Raw genomic sequence first — 21,349 nt, 5'->3', positions numbered from 1 at the left:
GGAGATCGCCCCGGCGCCCGGTCTGGAGGCGCGCACCTTCCCGCTGGAGGGCAGCGACGTACGACTGCTCGACGAGTTCAACATGACGGGCTGGCGGACCTCGCCGCCCGAGTGACGGGCTGCGGCCGAAGCCCGGCCCGGCACGGTGGCCCCGGACGTCAGCGGCGGGACATGTACAGGCCGAAGGCCTTGTGCAGCAGCTTGCTGACCGGGTAGTCCCACTCACCGACGTACTCGGCGGCCAGGCCACCGGTGCCCGCCTTGAAGCGCAGCAGGCCCATCAGGTGGTTGCTCTCGTCGAGGGTGTCGGTGATGCCGCGCAGGTCGTAGACGGCCGCGCCCCGCGCGTGCGCGTCGCTCATCATCCGCCACTGGATCGCGTTGTTGGGCTGCACCTCGCGCCTGCGGCTGGTGGAGGCACCGTAGGAGTACCAGACGTGCGTCCCGACCGTCAGCATCGTCGCCGCGGAGAGGACCTCCCCGTCGTGGTGCGCGAGGTACAGCCGCATCCGCTCGGGATCCTCGGCGCGCAGCGCCGTCCACATGCGCTGGAAGTAGCCGAGCGGGCGGGGGATGAAGCGGTCGCGCTCGGCCGTCTCGCGGTACAGCTCGTAGAAGGCCGGAAGGTCGTCGTGGCCGCCCTCGACCACCTTGACGCCCGCCTTCTCCGCCTTCTTGATGTTGCGCCGCCACTGCTGGTTCAGCCCGCCGCGGATCTCTTCCAGCGACCGCCCGGCGAACGGCACCTGGAAGACGTACCGGGGCTGTCCGGCGCTGAAGCCGTCCGTGCCCCCGTCCTCGCCCTGCTGCCAGCCCAGCCGGCGCAGCTGGGCCACCAGCTCGGCGGCCCCCGGCTCGCTCACGTCCGGCTCGACGTCGCGCAGCCTGCGCGCGGCCGGATCCGGGATGGCGTCCTTGACGGTCTGCGCCTCCCAGCGGCGGGCGATCACGGGCGGGCCCATCCGCAGTGTGAACGCGCCCCGCGCCTTGACGTGGGCCACCAGCGGATCCAGCCAGGGGCGCAGATCGCCCTCGTGCCACGGGATGACCGGACCCTCCGGCAGATAGGCCAGATACCGCTTCACCCGGGGGATCGGCCGGTAGAGGACCAGCGCGGCGCCGACGATCTCCCCGGCCTCGGACCAGCCGATGCTCTCCGCGCGCCAGTCGGGCTTCACCTCGCCCCACGAGGGGACCTGCATATGGCTCGCGGAACCCCGTCCCGCGACAAACGCCAGGTGCTGTTCGCGCGTGATGACCTCGACCCGCAGCGACATGAGGTACTCCGTTCGTTGTCCGATTCGTCAGCCTAACGACGAAAGCGCGGGCCGCAGTTGACCTCAAGCGCACTTGACGTAACAGGGTGGCCGTCACAGGCGCACCGCAGGGGAGCGCCGGTGAGGGGAACAGCCATGAGCATCGAATTCGTGTCCCGGCCCGATTTCACCCGAGCGGACGCGGGGATCGTCAAGGTCAGCACCTGGGACGTCGGCACACCGGAGCGGCAGCGGCAGGCCGTCGAGGCCATCCGGGACGCGTGGGCAGGCCGCCCGTGGCCGCAGCCGGGGCCGCTCTCCTGCACCGTCCATGCGGGGGAGGACGGGAAGACGCTCCTCCACTACTCGCAGTGGAAGGACGAGGAGAGCTACCTGGCCTTCTTCCGCGACGGCCGGGACGCGCGCAACGACGATATCGACGCGGCCGTGCCGGGGATCGAGCGAATCGGGATTCATACGTACGAGCTCTACCGGTCCTCGCGGCTCGGCGGGCCGGACGCGCGGGAGCCCGGGTGCGTCGTGATCGTCGACGTCGAGTTCGAGGGAGCGGACAAGGCCCGCCAACGCGACTGGGTCGACGGTGTGTTCGAGGCGCTGGGGACGGACCCGGCGCCGGCACCGGGCGGTATCGGCGCGCACTTCCATGTGAGCACCGACGGAACCCGGGTGCTCAATTACGCGGAATGGGTGAGCACACAGGCCCACGCCGACGCGCTGGCCGGACCCGGGGACGGGGTCGGGTCGCGGACACCGCAGTGGGAGCGGGTGCAGACCTACCCCGGGGTGACCGGCGGCGGGGTGCACCGCTACACCCCCGCGCTCAGTCTGCGGCCGGGGGGCCAGGGGCGGTAATCGTGCGGGTGCGTGCGCCGGTTGCCGGGGCTCCGCGGGCGGGCCGCGGCGGACCTGCCCGGGTACCGGGCGGCGTGGGACGAAATACGTCTACGCTTGGGCCGCCTGTCCCCGTACGCGCCCGGAGCCATGGCCCCGGCGACGCGTACGCCCCGTACGTTGCTAGGAGAACCCCCTGATGTCCGCAGAGCGCCCCACCCTGCCGCCGGTACGGCTGCACACCGAGGCCGAGCTGGCACGGGACGCGCTTGCCGCGCCGCTGCTCGCCCGCGCCGTCCGGCTCGCCCGCTGGGCCGGGCCCGGCACCAGGGTGGGCGCCGGTGGCGAGCTCGTCGAAGCGCAGCTGCCCGCGGCGGCCGAGCACCTCGGCCTCACCGCGGACGAGGACGGTGCGGCGGAGGCCAGCGAGGCCTGGCGGCTCGCCGTCGACACCGGGCTCGTCGAGGTCGAGGACCCGGCGGACGAGGAGGCGGAGCCGGGGGCGGAGGACGGCCCCGGCGAGGAGGCGGAGGGCACCGTCACCGCGGGCGAGAACCTGGCGCTGCTGACCGGCGGATCACCGCAGGACGTCCTGGCGATCTGGCTCGACGGTCTGGAGGCCGCCCACGCCGACGCCACCGCCCCCTTCTTCGACGACTTCGCCGACCTCGTCGGCGAGGACGGGTCGATCGACTTCGACGCCCTGGACTGGGACCCGGAGACCGAGGCCGAATTCCTCGACGGCGTGCTCGGCAACCTCTACCTGCTCACCGTCTCCGACAGCGCCGCGGGCGACGCGCCCGTACCGCTGCCCGCACTCGCCGCGTCGATGATCGTGCCCGACGACATGGGCGAGCCCACCGACGACATCCTGGAGCAGGTGTCGGACGCGATGATGCGCCTCGACGACCAGTTCCGGGTGCTGGAACCCATCGGCATCGTCGAGTACCAGCCGGTGGACGAGGCGCTGCTGGCCGAGGAGGGCGAGGACGCCACCCCGCCCGCCGACGACGACGTCACCCGGTACGGGATGGTGAAGCTGACTCCGCTGGGCCTGTACGGCATCCGGGCCAGGATGCTGGACGCGGGTGTGGAGGCCCCGGCGATCGGGGACCTCGTCGGCAAGAGCGCCGACGCGCTCCTCGGCGGCATCGCGTACTACCCCGAGGACGGGGCCCGCAGCGAGGTCGAGCTGTGGCTCGCCCGGCGCGGCGCCGGCGGGGCCGCCGCCGAGCTCCTGGACGCGGCACGCGGCGAGGACCCGCAGGCACCGCTGCGCCGCCTGCACTGCCAGCAGGCGCTCGCCCTGGTCGGCGCGGAGGCGGAGCCCGCCGTGCGCGCCGTGCTCGACGACGCGGAGCTGGGCGGCCTCGCCCGGGTCTGGCTCGCGGAGCTGGGCGCCGCCGACGTGCCCGCGCCCCCGGAGCCGATGATCTTCTGGCTCGCCGTCGACACGATCGCGGCGCAGCTGGAGGCGGACGGCGATCTGGACGAGCTCCAGGGCCTGGTCGAGGGGCTGTCCGGCCAGCACAGCGGCTTCTTCGACGAGGTGTGGCGGGTGGACCACCCGGCGACGGCGGATGTCCTCGAGGCGATGGGCCGGCTGCACAGCGACAAGAAGCTGGCGAAGGACGCCCGCAAGGCCGCCTTCAAGGCCCGGTCGCGGAGCGGCTCGGCCGGCTGAGACGGGCGGGGACGGGCGGCGGGGCGGGGCCGCCCCGCCGCCGGTGATGTTCACGGAACGCATTCCCTGGAAGTCGTCCTCAGTTCAACTGGTGTTGGCGCCGGCGCGGGACGGTGATCCCGCCAACAATCGCCCCAGCTGCACCAGGAGTACGTGATGGCCTTCACGCGCAGGGAATTCACCAGACAGTCCGCCCTCACCGGTGCCGGCATCGCCCTCACCGGAACCGTCGCCGCGCTGGCCACCGCGCCCGGCGCCCTCGCCGCCGGGGACTCGAAGCACGGCCACGACGACCACGGCCATGGCCACGACGGACACGGTCACAGCCACGAGCCCGGCTACGGGGCACTGCTCCCCGACCCGAAGGGCATACTCGCGCTGCCCGCCGGATTCTCGTACAAGATCATCACCCACAGCGGTGTCACCAAGCTGGAGACCGGCGAGTACACCCCCTCCAACCACGACGGCACGGCCGCCTTCGAGGGCGCGCGCGGCGTCACCCTGCTGGTGAACAACCACGAGCTGGCCGGCGTCCGCACCGACTGGGAGCACCCGGTCCCGCTCACCGACGGTCTCGTCTACGACGCGGTCGCGGGCGGCGGCTGCACCGTCGTGGAGACCCGCCGCGACGGCCGCACCGCCGAATGGGTCGGCATCGCCGGCACCTCCACCAACTGCGCCGGTGGCGCCACCCCGTGGGGCACCTGGCTCACCTGCGAGGAGACCGAGGACAAGGCCGGCAAGAACGGTCTGCTCAAGGACCACGGCTACGTCTTCGAGGTCGACCCGTACGACAAGCGCGCCAACCGCGACCCGCGCCCGATCAAGGCGTTCGGCCGGTACGCCCACGAGGCCGTCGTCATCGACCCCAAGCAGGGCCACGCCTACCTCACCGAGGACGCGTCCGGCCCCAACGGACTGCTCTACCGCTGGGTTCCGCCGCACGGCTTCAGGCACGGCCGCGGCAAGCTGCGCACGCTCGCCGCCGACGCCGGTGTCCTCCAGGCCACCAAGTGCTTCGACCGGAGCGGCAAGTTCGTCGACGACCTCTCGCGCGCCACGAAGATCGGCACGGTCTACGGCGTGGACTGGGTCGACGTCCCCGACCGTGACGCCAGGACCGTCTCGGTGCGCAAGCAGTTCGGCGACAAGGACGTCACCCGGGCCCGCAAGCTCGAAGGCATGTGGTGGGGCGACGGCGGTGCCTACATCGTCTCCTCGTTCGCCCGCGGCGAGAGCCCGGTCCAGCACGACGGCCAGGTCTGGTTCTACGACCCGAAGCGCCGCACGCTGACGCTGAAGGTGCTTCTCGGCGTCAACGCCGACCCCTCCGTGGACGGTGCCTTCGACGGCCCGGACAACATCACCGTCTCGCCGTACGGCGGCCTCGTGATCGCCGAGGACGGCGAAGGCGTCCAGCACCTGTTCGGGGCCACCGAGAGCGGTCGCACCTACCCCATCGCGCGCAACGAGCTGAACGCCGGGACCGAGGAGGACCCGGAGTACAGCGAGTTCACCGGAGTCACGTTCTCGCCCGACGGGAAGACGCTGTTCGCCAACATCCAGACGCCGGGGATCATGCTGGCCATCACCGGCCCCTGGAAGCGTCAGCCGCGGCACGAGAAGTAATTCGTAAGAGTGGTCCGGGTCGGGTCGCGCCGGTGTCACCCGGAAGCGGGACGTGGCGGCGTGGCACCGGCCTGCGGGGGCGGCCCGGTGCGGTCCGTCGCCACGGGCCGGTGCGCCGCGGCGGGCACGCCCCGCGAAAAGCGATAACCGCCACACCGCCGGGGCCTTTCGGGCGCCGGGCTTCGGGCGGTGCCCTTGCCGGAAGCGGGGTGGGAGAGCGGCCGGCGGCGGAATCCCTGATTACGAATCCGGCATCAGTGGGGCCCCAGGAGCGGTCGGGCATGGCGTCGGGCGTTTCCAGGGCGCATACTCAAGGTAATGAAACAGTCAGCCGGATCCCGGCGTCACCTGCCTTCCAGTCCCTTCAACCGCCCGGCCCAGGCGGCCCCACCGGTCGAATTGTTCGATGTGGGCGACAGGGTGTCGCACGACCAGTTCGGACTCGGCCGAGTCCTTGCTGTCGAGGGCGACAACGACGCAGTGCTCATCGACTTCTCGGGGCGACAGGGGAGGATCCTGAGCCCGTACTCCAAGCTGACCAAGCTCTGAGAGAAGCGACGAGCACGCGCCGCGTCCGACGTGTCCGCCGTATCCCTCTCGCAGACGGCCTTCAGGGGCACCCGCAACCAGCCGGGTGCCCCTGAAGCCGTTGCACCGGCGACCGGTGCGACCGTGGCCTGGGGTCTTTCGTTTGGATCAGGCCGGACCCCGCGAGCCCGGCATGATCCGAACGAGAGGCCCTGGGCCCCGTCCGGGCGGTCCCGCAGGGCCTTCGCGATCAGGTGGTGGACGAGGTATTCGCCGGGAGGACCCGTTCAGGTCATCCGGTGGCGCTCATGATCGCCCGGACAGGCCATGGCGCGCGGCCAGCCGCTCCATCAGGGTTGCGCTGCGTGCGAGCGACTCCCGCTCCTCCTCGGTGAGTTCGGCCTCGATGGCCAGCGCCAGCCACCCGGCCCTGCGGCCGCGCTCCGCTTCCAGTGCGTCCCTGCCGGCCGCCGAGAGTTCAAGCAGGGACTTGCGGCCGTCCGTGGGGTGGGCCCTGCGGGTGACCAGGCCCTGATCGAGGAGGAGGCCGACCGCGCGGGCCATCGACTGCGGGCGTACGCGCTGATCGGTCGCGAGATCGCTGGTGGTCATGGCGCCGTCGCGGTCCAGAACGCCGAGCACGGCGACCTGCCCGACCGGGATGCGGTCCTCGCTCTTCACGCGTCGGCTGAGCTTGCCCATCGCGGTACGCAGTTCGGCGGCGACGGTGGCGGCTTCCGGGGTGGGCATAGGGAACTTTAACCCGGAAACGCCGTCGTGCAGCATAACTGAACAGCGGAACTGAACAGCATGACTGAACAGCAATGCTGTACAGTTTCGATACGTCGGGCCGAGCGCCAGCGTCGTCGCAGCCAGGGCCCGGCAGGCGACAACGGGGAGGAACTCCCATGCCCGCAAAAACAGTTGAGCCGACCGCCGTCCGTGGCGTCACCGCCCGCGCCGTCCTCGACAGCCGCGGCAACCCCACCGTCGAGGTCGACGTCGTCCTCGCCGACGGTTCCCTGGGTCGCGCCGCTGTCCCCTCCGGCGCCTCCACCGGCGCCCGCGAAGCGGTGGAGCTGCGGGACGGCGACCCCCGGCGCTGGCACGGCAAGGGCGTCGACCGGGCCGTCGCCCATGTGAAGGGCGAGATCGCGGAAGCCGTCACCGGGCGCGACGCCGACGACCAGACCGGCCTCGATGCCGCGCTCGTCGCGCTCGACGGCACGCCCACGAAGGCGCGGCTCGGCGCCAACGCCCTGCTCGGGGTCTCCCTCGCCACCGCGAAGGCCGCCGCCGTCTCGCACCGGCAGCCGCTGTACCGCTACCTCGGCGGGGCCGACGCCGGCGTACTTCCGGTGCCGATGATGAACATCGTCAACGGCGGTGCCCACGCCGACAATCCGCTGGACTTCCAGGAGTTCATGATCTCGCCGGTGGGCGCGGGGTCCTTCGCCCGGGCCGTCCGGATGGGCTCCGAGGTCTTCCACACGCTCCGCCGCGACCTGCTGGCCGCGGGTCACTCCACGGGCGTCGGCGACGAGGGTGGCTTCGCTCCCGCGCTGCGCACGGCCGAGGAGGCGCTCGACTTCGTCATGGCGGCGATCGAGCGGGCCGGGTACCGGCCCGGTGCGGACATCGGCCTCGTCATGGACCCGGCGTCGTCGGAGTTCTACCGGGGCGGTGTGTACGCGTACACGGGGGAGGGCGTCCGGCGTACGTCCGCCGAACAGGTCGACTACCTCGCCGGGTTGATCGACGCGTACCCGATCGTCTCGGTGGAGGACCCGATGGCCGAGGACGACCTCGACGGGTGGCGCGAGCTGACGGCGCGGGTCGGGAGCAGGTGTCAGCTGACCGGGGACGACGTGTTCTGCACCAACGAGGCGCTGGTGCGGGAAGGCATTCGTACGGGGGTGGGGAACGCGGTCCTGGTCAAGGTCAACCAGATCGGGACGCTGACCGAGGCGCTCGGGACGGTGGGCGCCGCGAGGCGGGCCGGATGGGCGGTGGTCATGTCGCACCGTTCCGGCGAGACGGAGGACACGACCATCGCGGATCTGGCCGTCGCCACGGGGTGCGGGCAGATCAAGACCGGGTCCCTGTCCCGTTCGGACCGCACGGCCAAGTACAACCAGCTGATCCGGATCGAGGAGGAGCTGGGGGAGTCCGCGGTGTACGGACGCGCCGCCGCGCCCGCCGCCTGAGGCGCGAAACGCCGGGCGCGGCCACCTCTCGGGTTGACCTCATTCCGAATTCTGATAATTGTGGCGCAATGTGGACGGGCGGCACCGCTCATCGAACGCGGCCGACGCGCGGTCGCCGGCGGACCGGAGGTACAGCGATGAGTTTCGGACGGCGTGGCAGTCTCTGTTGCCGTACACCTGATCCGAAGTACCGAGGAGTGAGTGATATGCGCGTGGTCATCAGCGAGTTCATCAGCCTGGACGGCGTCGTGCAGGCGCCGGGCGGTGCCGAGGAGGACAGGGACGGCGGCTTCGCGCACGGCGGTTGGTCGCACCCGTTCTTCGACGCGGAAGTGGTGGGCGCCTCCTTCAGCGAATCGGTGGACGGGGCCGGGGCCCTGCTGTTCGGCCGCCGCACCTGGCAGACGATGGCCGCAGCATGGCCCGAGCGCGCCGGCGACCCCTTCGCCGACCGGATGAACTCCCTCCCGAAGTACGTCGTGACCGGCACCCTGGGCGACGCCGACCTGACGTGGAACAACACCGAGCGCATCCCCGGCGAGAAGTTCACCGCCCGCGTCCAGGAGCTGCGCGAGCAGGGCGGCGGCGACCTCCTGGTCATGGGAAGCCCCACGCTCGTGCGCGGCCTGCTGAGCGAGGGCCTGGTCGACGAGCTCCGGCTCGTGATCATGCCGGTGCTGCTGGGCGGCGGAAAGTCGATCTTTCCGGAGGACGGCGGACTGCGCACGCTCGAACTGGTCTCGGCCGTCACCAGCGGCGCGGGCGTGCAGGTGTGCACCTACCGGCCGGCGGCGAAGGGGCGGTAGCGGCCCCCGGCCGCCGCCGTCGGGCCCCGGAGGGGAGGCTCTCCTGCGGCCCGGCCGAATTCTTCCGGTGGGGATGTCAAGACGGCGGCGACGACTCCGACCAAAGGGTGCAAGGGCCCCGCGGGGGCCCGTGAACCACGAGGAGTACCAGATGAAGTTCCTGATCGGCCTGCACATCAACCCGGCCGTCATGGACGCGCTGACGGACGAGGAGAAGGCGGCGATCGGCGCCGGCCACGGCACGTTCACCGAGTCGCTGAAGAAGTCCGGCGAGCTGATCAGCACCCAGGCGCTGGTCGACCCGTCCCAGGCCGTGGTGGTGTCCGTGCACAACGGCCAGCCCGTGGTGACCGACGGGCCCTTCCTGGAGTCCAAGGAGTTCCTCGGCGGCTTCTACCTGATCGACTGCGAGAACAAGGACCGGGCGATCGAGCTGGCAGCGCAGATCCCGGACACCGCGATCGAGGGCATGGGTGTCGAGGTGCGCCAGGTGATGTTCGCCGACGGACACTTGGAGGCATGACAGAGCCCTCCATCGAGGACCTGCTGCGTGAACTCACGCCGCAGGTCCTCGGCACGTTGGTACGAAGGCACGGCCGGTTCGAAGGGTGCGAGGACGCCGTGCAGGAGGCCGTCCTCGCCGCCGCCGTGCAGTGGCCGGCCGGGGGAGTACCGGACAACCCGCGCGGGTGGCTGATGACCGTTGCGTCCCGGCGGCTCATCGACCAGCTGCGCAGCGAGCACGCGCGCCGCGAGCGGGAGGCGGCCACCGCCGCCGAGGTGCTGCCCGAGGACGTACCCGGCACCGACGACACACTCGACCTGCTGTTCCTGTGCTGCCACCCGACGCTGACCGCGGCGTCCCGGACCGCCCTGACGCTGCGGGCGGTCGGCGGCCTGACCACGGCCGAGATCGCCCGCGCGTTCCTGGTGCCGGAGGCCACGATGGCGGCCAGGATCAGCCGGGCCAGACAGCGGATCAGGGCCGCCGGGAGCTCGTTCGACCTGCCGGACGGCGGGGAGCGCGAGGAGCGGCTAAGGGTCGTCCTGCACGTGCTCTACCTGATCTTCAACGAGGGCTACAGCGCCTCCTCGGGCAGCGAGCTGTACCGCGCCGACCTCGCGCGCGAGGCGATCCGGCTGGTCAGAATGGTGCACGCGCGGCTGCCCCGGGACGGCGAGGTGGCCGGGCTGCTCGCGCTGATGCTGCTGACCCACGCCCGCCGGGAGGCGCGGACGACGGCCGCCGGCGACCTGGTGCCGCTGGACGAGCAGGACCGTACGACGTGGGACCGCGGGCTGATCGACGAGGGCATGCGCCTGGTGAAGGCCTCGCTGGCGCCCCCGACCCTCGGGCCCTACCGGCTGCAGGCGGCCATCGCCGCCACGCACGCCGCAGCGGACACGGCCGAGGAGACCGACTGGCCGCAGGTGCACGCCCTCTACCTGATCCTGGAACGGATCGCGCCCAACCCGATGGTCACCCTCAACCGGGCGATCGCGCTCGCCGAGACCGAGGGCCCGGCGGCCGGGCTCGCCCTGCTGTCCACCCTGGACAGCGACGAGCGGATGGCCGGGCACCACCGGCTGTTGTCCGTACGGGCGCATCTGCTGGAGCGGAACGGCGACCCGGCCGGGGCGTACGAGCACTACCGGCTCGCCGCGAAGTCGACCGCGAGCATCGCCGAGCAGCGATACCTGGAATCCAGGGCCGGGCAGGTGAGAACACGGATGCCGCCGCACGCCCGCGACTGACGAATGTCCCGGACTCCATGGCGGGCCCACGCCGAGCACGGTACCGGCACCACCGGTGGTTGTGTCAGCCGGTCGAGGCGTTGTTTGCTCTTGCCCACTCCTCCTCGCTTTGATGCCGGTGGCCGGCGTGCGGCCGTCCGGATCGGCGAGAGGCGTACGGGTGCGGGGCATGGCGGGCAGACGGTCGTTGGGGCGGGAATTCGGTTGGCTGTGGGCTGCGTTCGCGGTCAGCTCGTACGGCACAGGGCTCGGATTCGGCGCGTTGCCCCTGATCGCGGTCCTCGTACTGCACAGCGGGCCGACCCAGGTGGCGGCACTGGCCGCCGCCGGGCGGGCGGTGGGGGCCCTGCTCGCCGTGCCGCTCGGTCCCTGGGTGGAGTTCCGGCACAAGCGACCGGTCATGGTGTCGATGGACCTGATCCGGTTCGCGGCGCTGATGAGCATCCCCGCGATGTTCGCGCTCGGCCGGCTCACCTTCGCCCAGCTCCTCCTCGTCTCCGTCGTGGTCGCCGCGGCCGACATCGCGTTCAAGGCGGCGAGCGGGGCGTATCTGAAGGCGCTCGTACCGTCGCAGGACCTGCTCGTCGCGAACGGCCGGTTCGAATCCACCACGTGGACCTCGACCATGGTCGGACCACCGCTCGGTGGGGCCGCGATCGGGCTGTTCGGCCCGGTGACGACCGTGATCGCCGACGCGGTCAGCTACCTGCTCTCGGCGCTGGGCATCCGCGCCATCGGCGGCACGGAACCCGGCCCCTCGCGAACGGGTGCACCGCGGCTGCGAGCGGGCGATCTGCTCGACGGCTGGCGCTACATCCTCGGACACCGGACGCTGCGCCCGCTGCTCCTCAACTCGATCGTCGTCAACGGCCTGATCATGGCCTCCGGGCCGCTGCTCGCCGTACTCCTGCTGGGCCCTCTCGGGTTCACACCCTGGCAGTACGGTCTCGTGTTCGCGGCCCCCTGCATCGGCGGCCTCGTCGGCTCACGCCTCGCGCACCCGCTCGCGGCGCGGTTCGGGCAGCGCCGGATGATGCTCCTGACCGGGGTGCTGCGTGCGGTCTGGCCCATCGGGCTGGCGTTCGTCGGGCCCGGTGTCCCGGGGATGGCGCTCATCATCTTCGTCCAGCTCGGCCTGGTGACCTGCTGCGGCCTGTTCAACCCGCTGCTGGCCACCTACCGGCTCGACCACACCGAGCCCGACCGGGTCGCCCGCACCCTGTCCGCCTGGTCGATCAGCAGCAGCGCCGCCATCGCGGCCATGACGGCCCTGTGGGGTCTGCTGGCCGCCGTCACCAGCCCCCGCACCGCGATCGCCGCGGCAGGAGTCCTCCTCCTGGCCACCCCGCTGCTGCTGCCGCGCCGCGAGAGCGCCCCCGGGCCGGAGCCCGCCGGCGCCGAGGAAGCCGTCGACCGCGTCTGAGGCCGGGGGCGCGGCACCCGCGCTGGAGCCACCGTCACCGCGATGGCCCCGGCCGGCCGCTCACGCGATCTGGTCGGCGCGGGCGAAGAAGTTGATCACTTCCTCGATCGTGGGGTTGTCGGGGGCGTCGGCCTCGGCTTCGCCGACCGCGGTGCTGCGAGGGAACATCACCTGCTCGTACGCGGCGAGGGCGGCCTCGACGTCCCCGGGGTGCGCGGCGAGGGCCTCACCGAGTTCGGCGCCGTCCAGCATGGCCAGGTTGGCGCCCTCGCCGTTCGGGGGGATGAGGTGGGCGGCGTCGCCGACCAGGGTCACTCCCGTCACCCGGTCCCACCGGTGTCCGACCGGCAGCGTGTAGTGGGGGCGCACGATCGGTGCGGTGTCGCTGTCGGTGATCAGGGCGGTGAGTTCCGGGGCTCAGCCGTCGAACTCCTGCGCGATCCGGGTGATGGCCGCGGCGGGGTCGGTGAAGTCGATGCGGGCGAACCAGTCCTGCGGCTTGGTCAGCATCACGTACGTATGGAGGGTTCCGCCGCTCTCCCGGTGAGCCGCGATCTGCTTCTTGCCCGGCTCAAGTGCGAACATCACCCGCCACCGACCGCCTTCGCGGCGGCGGCGTGCCGGGTGTCGGCGTCGAACAGGTAGGTCTCGACGAACGACATGCCCGTGTACTCGGGCACGGCGTCGGAGAGCAGCGGCCGCACCCGTGACCAGGCGCCGTCCGCGCCGACCAGCAGGCTCGTGACGACGGTGCCGCCGTCGGCGAGGGCCACCTCGTGGCGGCCCTCGCCGAGGCCACGCACACCGCTGACCTTGTGGCCCCACCGGACGGTGCCCTCCGGGAGCGCGTCGAGCAGCATCTGCCGCAGCTCGCCGCGCTGCACCTCGGGGCGTCCGCCCGTGCCGTCGTCGGGCTGGTCGAGCAGGACGTTTCCCTCCCGGTCGAGGGCCCGCATCGCCTGACGGCCCTCCAGGACGATGCTGCGGAACTCGTCCATCAGGCCGGCCGCCCGCACGGCCAGTTGGCCGTTGTAGTCGTGGATGTCGAGCATCCCGCCCTGCGTACGAGCCGTCGGTGAGGCCTCCGCCTCGTAGACGGTGACCGGGATGCCGTGGACGTGCAGGACGCGGGCGAGCGTGAGGCCGCCGAGTCCTGCGCCGATGATCGTGACGTCAGTGGTCATGCTGACTCCTGCCGGTGCCATGCCTGCCGGACGGGCCCCGGCAGGATCTCCGGCAAGCCTCCGGGCCCGCGCCGACATGCCACCGACAGCCCACCGACCGCACCGACAGGCGAACTGCAGCGCCCCGCGTCGGCAGGTCCTTCCGGGCCGCTCGGTCAGGGACAGCGGGCAGCGCGTCAGACGGTGGCGCCGAGGAACGCGGACCAGGCGTGCGGGGGGACGGTGAGGACGGGACCGTCGGTGACCTTGGAGTCGCGGATGTGCACGGCGGCGGGGTGGGCCGAGACCTCTACGCAGTTGCCGCCCTGGTCGCTGCTGTGGCTGGACTTGCGCCAGTCGTAGGCGACTTCGAGGCAGGCGCCGCCCTGGTCGCTGCTGTGGCTGGACTTGAACCAGTTGAGGCCTGTGCGGTGTGCTGCGCGGGTCATCTCTCTCCAAGCAGTTCGTCCAGTAGGCGCGTGCTCTTCTCAATGGAAAGCGCCTGCGAACGCAGCATCCCACACTTCAATTGGAGCACGCTGACGTCATCGGGGTCATCGTGCAGGAAGCTGGTGAGCTGCCCCTCGACGTAGGCGAGATGGTCGTGGTCGGCCGTCTCCAGCAGAACCATCGGTCCTGCGAGCCCAGCGTGCTTGGGGAGTCTCATCGGCATGATCTGGAGATCCAGGAACGGCAGTTCTACGCACTGTCGCAGGTGCCGGATCTGCTCGCGCAGGACAACAGGGTCCCCGATCTCGCTGCGCAAGATGCTTTCCTCCAACAGGAAATGCAGCATGGGTCGCGGTTTGCGAGCGAGGAGCTTCTGCCGGTCGAGCCTTGCGGTCACCCACTCCTCCAGCTCTCCCTCGTCGATCGGCGGGAAGAGGCACGAGAAGACGAACCGCGCGTAGGCCTCGGTCTGGAGCAGGCCCGGCACCACCTGGGTTTCGTACCCAAAAAGGCTTACCGCCTCCTGCTCGTACTCCACGAAGTCCTGGACGAAGGCCGGAAACCGCTCCTTCTGCGGCACCTTCGCCACCGCGACCTGCAACGCCCCCTTCGTGTCCAGCAGTTCATCGAGCTGGATGGCGAAGTCCAGCTGAAGGGGCCGCCGCCCCTGCTCGATCGACGCGATCGTGTCCTCACCCACGCAGAACCGCTCGGCGAGCGCCGCCTGTGTCAGCCCGGCCGCTCTGCGGAAGGTGGCGAGCTGGGCGCCGATCAGGTGCCAGGACGTGTTGCTGCGTGTGAGCGAGCTGGCGACCAACGCGCTCGTCCACGGTGTGCCGCCGGGACGCGGGTTCCGTATCCGGCTCTCCTGGGAGCGGGCCGACGGCAGGCTCCGTGTCGAGACGCATGACAGTGGCGACGGTGAGGTCCGGGGTGCGCCGTGCCCCGAACCCGACGCGGAGGGCGGGCGCGGGCTGCTGCTGGTCTCGGCGCTCGCCGCCGCGTGGGGGGTGGGGGAGCGGAACCCGGGGAAGGTCGTCTGGTGCGAGTTTGCCGCTTCGGCAAGGATGTTTGCCGTGCAGGACGAGGGCGCGCACCATCTCCCGTAGATGGAGGTGTTTCGCATGAGCGAGATGACGACGCAGATGTACGACGTAGTGGTGATCGGTGGCGGGGCCGCCGGTCTGAGCGGGGCCCTGGCGCTGTCCAGGGCGCGGCGATCGGTGCTGGTGATCGACGCGGGCAGCCCGCGCAACGCACCCGCGTCCCACGCGCACAACTACCTGGGCCGCGAGGGCATCCCGCCCACCGAGCTGCTGGCCACAGGCCGGGAAGAGGCGTCCGGGTACGGGGCCGAGATCGTCGAGGGTGAGGCCGTGGCGGCCGAGAAGCTGCCGGGTGGCGCAGGGTTCCGGGTCGTACGGGCGGACGGCACCGCCGTCACCGCGCGCCGTCTCCTCGTCACCACCGGGCTCGTCGACGAACTGCCGCCGATCCCCGGCCTGGCCGAGCGGTGGGGGCAGGACGTGCTGCACTGCCCGTACTGCCACGGCTGGGAGGTGCGGGACGCGCCGATCGGCATCCTGGCCCTGAGTCCGATGGCCGTGCACCAGGCGCTGCTCTGGCGGCAGTGGAGCGACGACGTCACCCTCTTCCTGCACAACGCGCCCGAGCCGGGCGACGAGGAGTACGAGCAGCTCGCCGCGCGCGGCATCGCCGTGGTGGACGGGGAGGTGACCGGACTTGAGGTGAGCGGGGACCGCCTCACCGGGGTGCGGCTGGCCGGCGGCCGGGTCGTGCCGCGCGAGGCCGTGGTGGTCCAGCCGCGCTTCACCGCGCGGTCCGGGGTCCTGGACGGCCTCGGACTGCACGCCACCGAGCTGGAGGCGGGCGGCCACACCATCGGTACGTACATCGCGGCCGATCCGTCCGGTGCGACCGAGGTGCCCGGTGTCTGGGCCGCCGGTAACGTCGCCAACCTGATGGAGCAGGTCATCGGCGCCGCCGGGGCGGGGCTGAAGGCGGCCTCCGCCATCAACGCCGACCTGGTGGGCGACGACACCCGCCGCGCGGTCGAGGCCCGACGCGCACCCTTCTCGGCGGAGGCCGAGCGCCAGGTCTGCGAGCAGACGCTCGGAAGCCGCCGTCACGGACTGCAGGAGACACGATGACAACCGACAGCACTCCGTCCGACGCGGAACTCTGGGACGAGCGCTACCGCGAGAGCCGCCGGATCTGGAGCGGGAATCCCAACACCGCGCTCGTCCGTGAAGTGGAGGGACTGACACCGGGACGCGCCCTCGACCTCGGGTGCGGCGAGGGGGCCGACGCGGTCTGGCTCGCGCGGTGGGGCTGGCAGGTCACCGCCACGGACATCTCGCGCGTCGCTCTCGACCGGGCCGCCGAACACGCCGCCGAGGCAGGGGTCGCCGAGCGGATCGACTGGCAGTTCCACGACCTCGGGGTCTCCTTCCCCGAGGAGGAGTACGACCTCGTCTCCGCCTCGTTCCTGCACTCGATGGGCGACCTGCCGCGCGAGGAGATCCTGCGGCGGGCGGCCTCGGCCGTCGCACCCGGCGGAGTGCTCCTGATCGTCGGTCACGCGGGCTTCCCGGCGTGGGAGCACGCCCACGCGGACATGGAGCTCCCCACGACCGACGAGGTGCTCGCCTCCCTCGAACTCCCCCCGGGCGAATGGGACGTGCTGGTCAGCGAGGAGCACGAGCGCGTACAGAACGACCCGGACGGGAACCCCACCACCCGTACCGACAACGCGCTGAAGGTCCGCCGCCGCTGACGGCGGTCCGCGGGCGCGGGGGCCCGGGTGTGCGTGCCGGCCGCCATGGTGGCCGGCACGCCGACATCCGTCCGTCATTCAGGTCAGGGACTGACCTATACGGCTCCTAACGTGGTCCTTGACCGGCGGAACACGAACGATCGAAGGTAGAGACCATGAATGCCAACGGCAACGCCGACGCCCATGAGCTGGACACCCGCGACGTGGCCGCCGCCCCGGGCCTCACCGGCGAGCGTGCCGACCTGCTGGAGGCGCTGACCAAGCAGCGGCACTTCCTGCGCTTCACCACCCGTGACCTCACCGACGAGCAGGCCGGGCTGCGGCCCACCGCGAGCGAGCTGTGCCTGGGCGGTCTCATCAAGCACGTCGCCCAGGTCGAACGGAGCTGGGCGGACTTCATCGTGCACGGGTCTTCGGCGATGCCGGACTTCACCGCCATGACCGAGGCCGACTGGGCCCGGCGGACCGACGGATTCCGGCTGCTGCCCGGTGAGACGCTGGAGGGTGTGCTGGCCGACTACGCCGAAGCGGCCCGCCGGACCGACGAACTGCTCGCCGGCCTGCCGGACCTGGGCGCCACCCACGCACTGCCGAAGGCTCCCTGGTACGACGGAGACGCGCGGTGGTCGGCCCGCCGGGTGCTGATGCACGTCATCGCGGAGACCGCCCAGCACGCCGGGCACGCCGACATCATCCGGGAATCGCTGGACGGCGCCAAGAGCATGGGCTGACCCGGCCCGGCCCGGAGCGGTCAACAGGGCGGCAGGGCCGATGCGGTGAGGCCGGAGCCGAGACCGTGACCCCGCTCCCGGCCGGCCGTTGAGTCGATCATGAATACTCGACGCTTGACCACCGCGGTGGGCGCCTTCGCCGTCACCGCCCTGCTCGCACTCTCCGTGCCGGCCACGACCGCCCACGCCGCCGAGTGCGGGGTCCGCTCCGACGGCCGGCTGTACTGCGGCAACACCGTCGGTGCGAAGGGGTACGCGGACCGGTCCTACCGCTCGGCGACCCGCGGCACGCTCACCACCGGGTTCAACTGGTTCGCCTGCTGGGGCCACGGGGACCCCCACGAGGGCCAGAACGACATCTGGTACTGGACCCAGCTCGACAACGGCCAGTGGGGCAACGTCCCCGCCGTCTCCCTGAAGACCGGCCAGGACCCGGCGCCCGGCCTTCGCGAGTGCTGAAGCCCTAGGGCCTCTCGTTTGGATCATGCCGGGCTCGCGGGGTCCGGCACGCGCACCTGCCGTGTTGTCGTCGGTCGCCCATGCTCCGCATTGACTCCCTCCTCCGCCTTGCATCTGCACGCACCGGACCCCGCTCCCTGATCCAGCCTGATCCAAACGAAAGACCCTAGCGGCAGCCCCGGCCTTGGCAGGACCCGGGCGCCGGACCAGGCGACGTCACCCGACAGGACTCGAACCCCGGTGTGTCGCCGGGTCCGGCCACGCCGGTGTTCCGAGCGGCTACCGGGTGATGCTCCACAGCTGTACCGCTCTGCCGCTGACGCCGGCGAGGTGCGTGCCGTCGGGGCTGAAGGCGATGTCCGTGGTGCTGCCGGCGCCCGGGATCGTTCTGAGGGGCGTGGCCTTCTGCGCGTCCCACAGCCGGATGGCGTCCAGACCGGCGCTCGCGAGGATCTTCCCGTCGGGACTGAAGGCCAACGCGGTGATCGATTCGGTGTGTCCCTTGAACGTCTTCGTGCCGGAGTCAGGGCCGGTCCAGGTCCGGATCACCTTGTCGTACCCTCCGGCAGCCCTGACGTAGTCCTTGGGGCCGTACGCCACCGCGGTGATGGCGTCGGACGACAGCTTCTCGTCGCGCCAGGTCCAGCTGCCGCCCACGTCGTACTCCGCGGCCGATCTGTCGTAGCTGCCGCTGAGGACGCTCTCCCCGTCGGGGCTGAAGGCCACGGCGAGCACGTCCTCCTTCTGGTCCTCGAACGTTTCGAGCGCACTGCCGTCACTGACGCTCCACAGGCGGACGGCGTCGCCCTGGCCGCCGCTCACGAGCGTTCCCCCGTCCGGGCTGAAGGCCACGGAGTAGACCTCGCCGGGGTGGCTCAGGGTGTGGCGCGACGTGCCGCTGGACACGTCCCACAGGCGGACGGTCCTGTCGCTGCTGGCACTGGCCAGAGTGGAACTGCCCGGATCGAAGGCCAGGCTCGTGATCCTGTCGCTGTGCCCGGACAGGATTCGCACCCTCTTGGCGGTATCGGCGTTCCACAGGTAGATGCTCCCGTCCTCGCTCCCGCCGGCGATGAGACGGCCGTCGGGTGCGTAGGCGACAGCCGAGAGGAACCCGCTCTGCCCGACGTACGAGCGCGCGAGTGAGACCCGAACCCCCTTGTCCCCGGAGTGCGTCCGGGGTGTCGGGTCCGGGCCGGGCTGCTTGGGGGTCTTGCCGCTGGACGGGGTGGGGGACGCACTCGGTGTGGGGGACGTGCTCGGTACGACCGCCGATGACGGCCGTACCCGAGGCGCCGCCGAGCGGCCTCCGGATGCCCGGTCGTCCGTACCCTGGGCGGGGGGCGGGCCCTGCGGGATGACCGGAGTGGCGAGGGCCAGCGTCACGAGGGGCACGCCGAGCACCCTCAGGACCCGTGCGGCCTTTCGCCGGCGCGCGGTTGACACCTGCGGGCCACGAGCCCGGAATCCGCCTCCGGCCGGCGCGCCGTGCGCCCGGTTCCGCACCCAGGGAAGCTGGCCCGCGGCGTTCTGGCCGAACTGCTGGGGCTCCGGATCTCCGCGCCGCAGGAGGGTGGCACGGGCGGCTCGCCAGGTCTGGTCCAGGGTGAGCTCGGGACCCGCCGAGGGGATGCCCTGTTCCAGCACCCCGATCAGCGCGCCGGTGAACTCCGGGTAGGGCCGGCCGTCGTGGGCGAAGGCCCGCTGGGTGCTGGAGGCGGAGGTGAGGAGATAACTCCCCTCGATCGCCGCCTTCTGCAGCTCCTCACGGGGCGCTGCCTGCTGCCCCATGCCGCCCGCCAGCCCGCTGTAGCAGCAGTCGAGCAGAACGATTTTGCGTCGCGCCTGGTGTCCGGCGGTGAGGATATCCCGGATGTCGTGGTACGCGATGCTGCCGATCTGCGGATGCTCGTCGTCGGCACCGGTCAGCGCCAGGTGCAGCTGCCGGGCGCTCCCGCCCCTGCTGCGCAGACCATGCCCCGCGAAGTAGAGCAGGAACGTGTCCGTCGTCTCCCGTGCCGCCCGCTTGACGGCCGTGAGGATGTCATCGCGAGAGGCCTGCGCTCCCAGCACAGTGACATGGCGCTGATCCAGCCCCCACACGGTCGGGTCCCTCAGCAGCTCGGCCAGCCGGTCGCGGCCCCGGCCCACCGGGCGCAGTGAGGGCAGATGCCGGTACTTGTCGACGCCGACGAGAACCGCCCGGCTGGCACCGGGGTCAGGAAGAGCCACCGGGCGCTTCCTCGTCGTCGCCGGAGCCGCTCAGGATCTCGGCGATACGCGCGGCCGATTCGGGCGAGGCGTCCTCCAGGACGATCCGGGTGCCGTTGTGCTCGATGACCACCGAGACGGTCTGCTGACGACGAGGCAGGGACGCGCGGAAGGAGTTGTGCGCGTAGACCAGGCCGGCGGTCGAGAAGCCCGAGCCCGCGATGAGCTGCACCCAGCCGAACCAGTCCGCGCTCATCGCACCGCTCGGGGCCCCGCCCGAGTCGGCCAGGCGGCCGATGCGGGCGTGCCGGCCCACGTCGCGATCCTCCCTCAGCCAGTCGTGAAGGGCCGACGTCAGCTCTTCCGCCTCGTCGCGCACTGCCGACTCCACGCGCAGCCGAATCTCCATGGAGCACTCCCCCGAAGCGGTGGTGTACGGGGGCGATGGTGAACGGCCATGTGCTCACACGCCTCCCGTTCACATCATTCGCCACGGCACCGGACCGTCAACGGGATTTCCGGACAAGGCCCGACGCCCGTATCAGCCAGCTGTCAGCCGGCGAGGAGGATGTCGGAGCCGGCACACGTGTGCGGTCGCCGATCGGCCTTCAGGGAAGAGCTGCCCGGCCGGACGGGACTTCCGGAACACGCCCCACGGCCTTCCGTGACACGTCCTACAGCGACTCGGGTCCCTGCTCCGCTTCTCCCAGAGGCTCGTCCTGCGCGGCGAGTCCGGCCACCCACAGCGGCATCAGCCAGTGCGTGACGAAGACCGCGGCCAGGACGGGTACGAGCAGGGCCCCGGTCCGCACCTGACCGCCCCAGTCGGCCGCGGCGACACCGGCGACCGCGCACGCCAGCAGATACGTCGTCAGACGGTGCGCCCGCGCCCGTACCCTGTCCCGCTCCGCCAGCTGGCGTTCGTCCAGGACGTGCGTGCGCAGTTCGAGCAGCCCGCGGGTTGCGCCGTTGATCACGCCGGTCGCCAGGCACCAGGGGAGGAGCAGGACGAGCACGGCGACGGCGAGCCAGGGCCGGTCGGCCGCGTACGCGCCGATGCCCGCGGCCACGCCGGCCGCCGTGAGCACCACATGGGCGCCGACGACGGTGCGGCGTCGCGCGGCCGTCGCGTGCAGCGCGTTCGTCCGGGGGTTGTTCATGACGGCGAACATGCGCCGGTCGTAGCGGGTGTGCCGGGTCGCGCCCGTGGTGGTCATCGCTTCCTCCCGTAGACCTCGTCCGTGAGCGGGCGGAACGGCCGGAGGGAGAACAGGGCCTCCACCGGCAGTTCGAAGAACTCGGCGACGCGCAGCGCGAGATCGAGGCTCGGGTTGTACTGCCCGCGCTCGATGTAGCCGATGGTCTGGTAGTGGGCGCCGACCGCCTCGGCCAGCGCCT

Annotated in this window: 22 protein-coding genes and 1 pseudogene; 14 read left to right on the top strand and 9 right to left on the bottom strand. The window is 71.6% G+C overall.

Annotated features, from left to right (window positions below; all coding sequences use genetic code 11):
• Positions 1 to 158: 158 nt before the first annotated feature.
• Positions 159 to 1,277, bottom strand: a complete 1,119-nt coding sequence (locus J1C73_RS03825) for a lipid II:glycine glycyltransferase FemX (protein WP_207315080.1) — start codon at positions 1,275 to 1,277, stop codon at positions 159 to 161.
• Positions 1,278 to 1,412: 135 nt separating this feature from the next.
• Here J1C73_RS03825 and J1C73_RS03820 point away from each other — a divergent pair, with 135 nt between their 5' ends.
• The 4 genes from J1C73_RS03820 to J1C73_RS34475 all read left to right on the top strand — a co-directional run bounded on the left by J1C73_RS03820 (position 1,413) and on the right by J1C73_RS34475 (position 5,970).
• A complete protein-coding gene (locus tag J1C73_RS03820; protein ID WP_207315079.1) occupies positions 1,413 to 2,129 on the top strand; it encodes an antibiotic biosynthesis monooxygenase in 717 nt (238 codons plus the stop codon).
• 178 nt (positions 2,130 to 2,307) lie between these two features.
• Positions 2,308 to 3,792: a hypothetical protein gene (locus J1C73_RS03815; protein ID WP_207315078.1), complete on the top strand. Its 1,485-nt coding sequence runs from the start codon at positions 2,308 to 2,310 to the stop codon at positions 3,790 to 3,792.
• A gap of 156 nt (positions 3,793 to 3,948) precedes the next feature.
• Positions 3,949 to 5,421, top strand: coding sequence for an alkaline phosphatase PhoX (locus J1C73_RS03810; protein WP_207315077.1), 1,473 nt, complete (start codon positions 3,949 to 3,951; stop codon positions 5,419 to 5,421).
• Between the two features lie 318 nt (positions 5,422 to 5,739).
• On the top strand, positions 5,740 to 5,970 hold the full coding sequence (locus J1C73_RS34475) for a hypothetical protein (protein ID WP_037711258.1): 231 nt from the start codon (positions 5,740 to 5,742) through the stop codon (positions 5,968 to 5,970).
• 285 nt (positions 5,971 to 6,255) lie between these two features.
• Here J1C73_RS34475 and J1C73_RS03800 read toward each other — a convergent pair whose 3' ends face one another.
• The gene (locus J1C73_RS03800; RefSeq protein ID WP_207315076.1) at positions 6,256 to 6,699 is read right to left on the bottom strand and encodes a MarR family winged helix-turn-helix transcriptional regulator; all 444 of its coding nucleotides are present in this window, start codon (positions 6,697 to 6,699) and stop codon (positions 6,256 to 6,258) included.
• Between the two features lie 158 nt (positions 6,700 to 6,857).
• Here J1C73_RS03800 and eno point away from each other — a divergent pair, with 158 nt between their 5' ends.
• From eno to J1C73_RS03775, 5 genes are all read left to right on the top strand, one after another.
• On the top strand, positions 6,858 to 8,156 hold the full coding sequence (eno, locus tag J1C73_RS03795) for a phosphopyruvate hydratase (RefSeq protein ID WP_207315075.1): 1,299 nt from the start codon (positions 6,858 to 6,860) through the stop codon (positions 8,154 to 8,156).
• Between the two features lie 206 nt (positions 8,157 to 8,362).
• The gene (locus tag J1C73_RS03790; protein ID WP_207315074.1) at positions 8,363 to 8,962 is read left to right on the top strand and encodes a dihydrofolate reductase family protein; all 600 of its coding nucleotides are present in this window, start codon (positions 8,363 to 8,365) and stop codon (positions 8,960 to 8,962) included.
• Between the two features lie 151 nt (positions 8,963 to 9,113).
• Positions 9,114 to 9,485, top strand: coding sequence for a YciI family protein (locus J1C73_RS03785; RefSeq protein ID WP_207315073.1), 372 nt, complete (start codon positions 9,114 to 9,116; stop codon positions 9,483 to 9,485).
• Positions 9,482 to 10,717: an RNA polymerase sigma factor gene (locus tag J1C73_RS03780; RefSeq protein ID WP_207315072.1), complete on the top strand. Its 1,236-nt coding sequence runs from the start codon at positions 9,482 to 9,484 to the stop codon at positions 10,715 to 10,717. The genes J1C73_RS03785 and J1C73_RS03780 overlap by 4 nt, the downstream gene beginning before the upstream one ends.
• Before the next feature lie 169 nt (positions 10,718 to 10,886).
• Entirely contained in the window at positions 10,887 to 12,140 is a 1,254-nt protein-coding gene (locus J1C73_RS03775; RefSeq protein WP_207315071.1) for an MFS transporter, read from the top strand.
• A gap of 60 nt (positions 12,141 to 12,200) precedes the next feature.
• On the opposite strand, the pseudogene J1C73_RS03770 reads toward J1C73_RS03775, so the two are convergent.
• The 3 genes and pseudogenes from J1C73_RS03770 to J1C73_RS03760 form a co-directional block, all read right to left on the bottom strand.
• Positions 12,201 to 13,324, bottom strand: a pseudogene (locus J1C73_RS03770) (FAD-dependent oxidoreductase).
• A gap of 176 nt (positions 13,325 to 13,500) precedes the next feature.
• Positions 13,501 to 13,752, bottom strand: a complete 252-nt coding sequence (locus tag J1C73_RS03765) for a DUF397 domain-containing protein (RefSeq protein ID WP_207315070.1) — start codon at positions 13,750 to 13,752, stop codon at positions 13,501 to 13,503.
• Entirely contained in the window at positions 13,749 to 14,570 is an 822-nt protein-coding gene (locus J1C73_RS03760; RefSeq protein WP_242643674.1) for a helix-turn-helix domain-containing protein, read from the bottom strand. Before J1C73_RS03760 ends, J1C73_RS03765 begins: the two co-directional genes overlap by 4 nt.
• On the opposite strand from J1C73_RS03760, the gene J1C73_RS34470 reads away from it, so the two are divergent.
• The 5 genes from J1C73_RS34470 to J1C73_RS03740 all read left to right on the top strand — a co-directional run bounded on the left by J1C73_RS34470 (position 14,497) and on the right by J1C73_RS03740 (position 17,740).
• Positions 14,497 to 14,862: an ATP-binding protein gene (locus tag J1C73_RS34470; protein ID WP_242643676.1), complete on the top strand. Its 366-nt coding sequence runs from the start codon at positions 14,497 to 14,499 to the stop codon at positions 14,860 to 14,862. The two genes, J1C73_RS03760 and J1C73_RS34470, sit on opposite strands and share 74 nt — an antisense overlap.
• A 15-nt stretch (positions 14,863 to 14,877) precedes the next feature.
• Entirely contained in the window at positions 14,878 to 15,924 is a 1,047-nt protein-coding gene (locus J1C73_RS03755; protein WP_207315068.1) for an NAD(P)/FAD-dependent oxidoreductase, read from the top strand.
• Positions 15,921 to 16,550 (top strand): SAM-dependent methyltransferase, encoded by a 630-nt coding sequence (locus J1C73_RS03750; RefSeq protein WP_207315067.1) that lies wholly within the window; start codon positions 15,921 to 15,923, stop codon positions 16,548 to 16,550. The genes J1C73_RS03755 and J1C73_RS03750 overlap by 4 nt, the downstream gene beginning before the upstream one ends.
• 155 nt (positions 16,551 to 16,705) lie before the next feature.
• Positions 16,706 to 17,281: a DinB family protein gene (locus J1C73_RS03745; protein WP_207315066.1), complete on the top strand. Its 576-nt coding sequence runs from the start codon at positions 16,706 to 16,708 to the stop codon at positions 17,279 to 17,281.
• A 114-nt stretch (positions 17,282 to 17,395) separates the two neighbouring features.
• Positions 17,396 to 17,740, top strand: a complete 345-nt coding sequence (locus J1C73_RS03740; RefSeq protein ID WP_241200162.1) for a hypothetical protein — start codon at positions 17,396 to 17,398, stop codon at positions 17,738 to 17,740.
• Positions 17,741 to 18,019: 279 nt separating this feature from the next.
• Here the strand turns inward: J1C73_RS03740 and J1C73_RS03735 are convergent, their stop codons facing one another.
• The 4 genes from J1C73_RS03735 to J1C73_RS03720 all read right to left on the bottom strand — a co-directional run.
• On the bottom strand, positions 18,020 to 19,972 hold the full coding sequence (locus J1C73_RS03735) for a caspase, EACC1-associated type (protein ID WP_207315065.1): 1,953 nt from the start codon (positions 19,970 to 19,972) through the stop codon (positions 18,020 to 18,022).
• On the bottom strand, positions 19,959 to 20,360 hold the full coding sequence (locus tag J1C73_RS03730) for an effector-associated constant component EACC1 (protein WP_207315064.1): 402 nt from the start codon (positions 20,358 to 20,360) through the stop codon (positions 19,959 to 19,961). Before J1C73_RS03730 ends, J1C73_RS03735 begins: the two co-directional genes overlap by 14 nt.
• Before the next feature lie 265 nt (positions 20,361 to 20,625).
• Positions 20,626 to 21,168, bottom strand: a complete 543-nt coding sequence (locus J1C73_RS03725) for a hypothetical protein (RefSeq protein ID WP_207315063.1) — start codon at positions 21,166 to 21,168, stop codon at positions 20,626 to 20,628.
• Positions 21,165 to 21,349 (bottom strand): helix-turn-helix transcriptional regulator (locus tag J1C73_RS03720; RefSeq protein ID WP_207315062.1); only part of this gene is annotated, 185 nt, incomplete at its 5' end. The genes J1C73_RS03725 and J1C73_RS03720, both read right to left, overlap by 4 nt.

Origin of the sequence: Streptomyces laculatispora (assembly GCF_017353455.1) — a bacterium.
GTDB lineage: Bacteria > Actinomycetota > Actinomycetes > Streptomycetales > Streptomycetaceae > Streptomyces > Streptomyces laculatispora.
This window is presented reverse-complemented; position numbering and strand designations above follow the sequence as displayed.

What these genes read in the sequence shown, in the direction of transcription:
- J1C73_RS03825 (WP_207315080.1), bottom strand. Translation starts at nt 1,277, where the DNA reads ATGTCGCTGCGGGTCGAGGTCATCACGCGCGAACAGCACCTGGCGTTT.
- J1C73_RS03725 (WP_207315063.1), bottom strand. Translation starts at nt 21,168, where the DNA reads ATGACCACCACGGGCGCGACCCGGCACACCCGCTACGACCGGCGCATG.
- J1C73_RS03785 (WP_207315073.1), top strand. Translation starts at nt 9,114, where the DNA reads ATGAAGTTCCTGATCGGCCTGCACATCAACCCGGCCGTCATGGACGCG.
- J1C73_RS34475 (WP_037711258.1), top strand. Translation starts at nt 5,740, where the DNA reads ATGAAACAGTCAGCCGGATCCCGGCGTCACCTGCCTTCCAGTCCCTTC.
- J1C73_RS03765 (WP_207315070.1), bottom strand. Translation starts at nt 13,752, where the DNA reads ATGACCCGCGCAGCACACCGCACAGGCCTCAACTGGTTCAAGTCCAGC.
- J1C73_RS03745 (WP_207315066.1), top strand. Translation starts at nt 16,706, where the DNA reads ATGAATGCCAACGGCAACGCCGACGCCCATGAGCTGGACACCCGCGAC.
- J1C73_RS03750 (WP_207315067.1), top strand. Translation starts at nt 15,921, where the DNA reads ATGACAACCGACAGCACTCCGTCCGACGCGGAACTCTGGGACGAGCGC.
- eno (WP_207315075.1), top strand. Translation starts at nt 6,858, where the DNA reads ATGCCCGCAAAAACAGTTGAGCCGACCGCCGTCCGTGGCGTCACCGCC.
- J1C73_RS03790 (WP_207315074.1), top strand. Translation starts at nt 8,363, where the DNA reads ATGCGCGTGGTCATCAGCGAGTTCATCAGCCTGGACGGCGTCGTGCAG.
- J1C73_RS03755 (WP_207315068.1), top strand. Translation starts at nt 14,878, where the DNA reads ATGAGCGAGATGACGACGCAGATGTACGACGTAGTGGTGATCGGTGGC.
- J1C73_RS03800 (WP_207315076.1), bottom strand. Translation starts at nt 6,699, where the DNA reads ATGCCCACCCCGGAAGCCGCCACCGTCGCCGCCGAACTGCGTACCGCG.
- J1C73_RS03780 (WP_207315072.1), top strand. Translation starts at nt 9,482, where the DNA reads ATGACAGAGCCCTCCATCGAGGACCTGCTGCGTGAACTCACGCCGCAG.
- J1C73_RS03775 (WP_207315071.1), top strand. Translation starts at nt 10,887, where the DNA reads ATGGCGGGCAGACGGTCGTTGGGGCGGGAATTCGGTTGGCTGTGGGCT.
- J1C73_RS03810 (WP_207315077.1), top strand. Translation starts at nt 3,949, where the DNA reads ATGGCCTTCACGCGCAGGGAATTCACCAGACAGTCCGCCCTCACCGGT.
- J1C73_RS03815 (WP_207315078.1), top strand. Translation starts at nt 2,308, where the DNA reads ATGTCCGCAGAGCGCCCCACCCTGCCGCCGGTACGGCTGCACACCGAG.
- J1C73_RS03820 (WP_207315079.1), top strand. Translation starts at nt 1,413, where the DNA reads ATGAGCATCGAATTCGTGTCCCGGCCCGATTTCACCCGAGCGGACGCG.
- J1C73_RS03730 (WP_207315064.1), bottom strand. Translation starts at nt 20,360, where the DNA reads ATGGAGATTCGGCTGCGCGTGGAGTCGGCAGTGCGCGACGAGGCGGAA.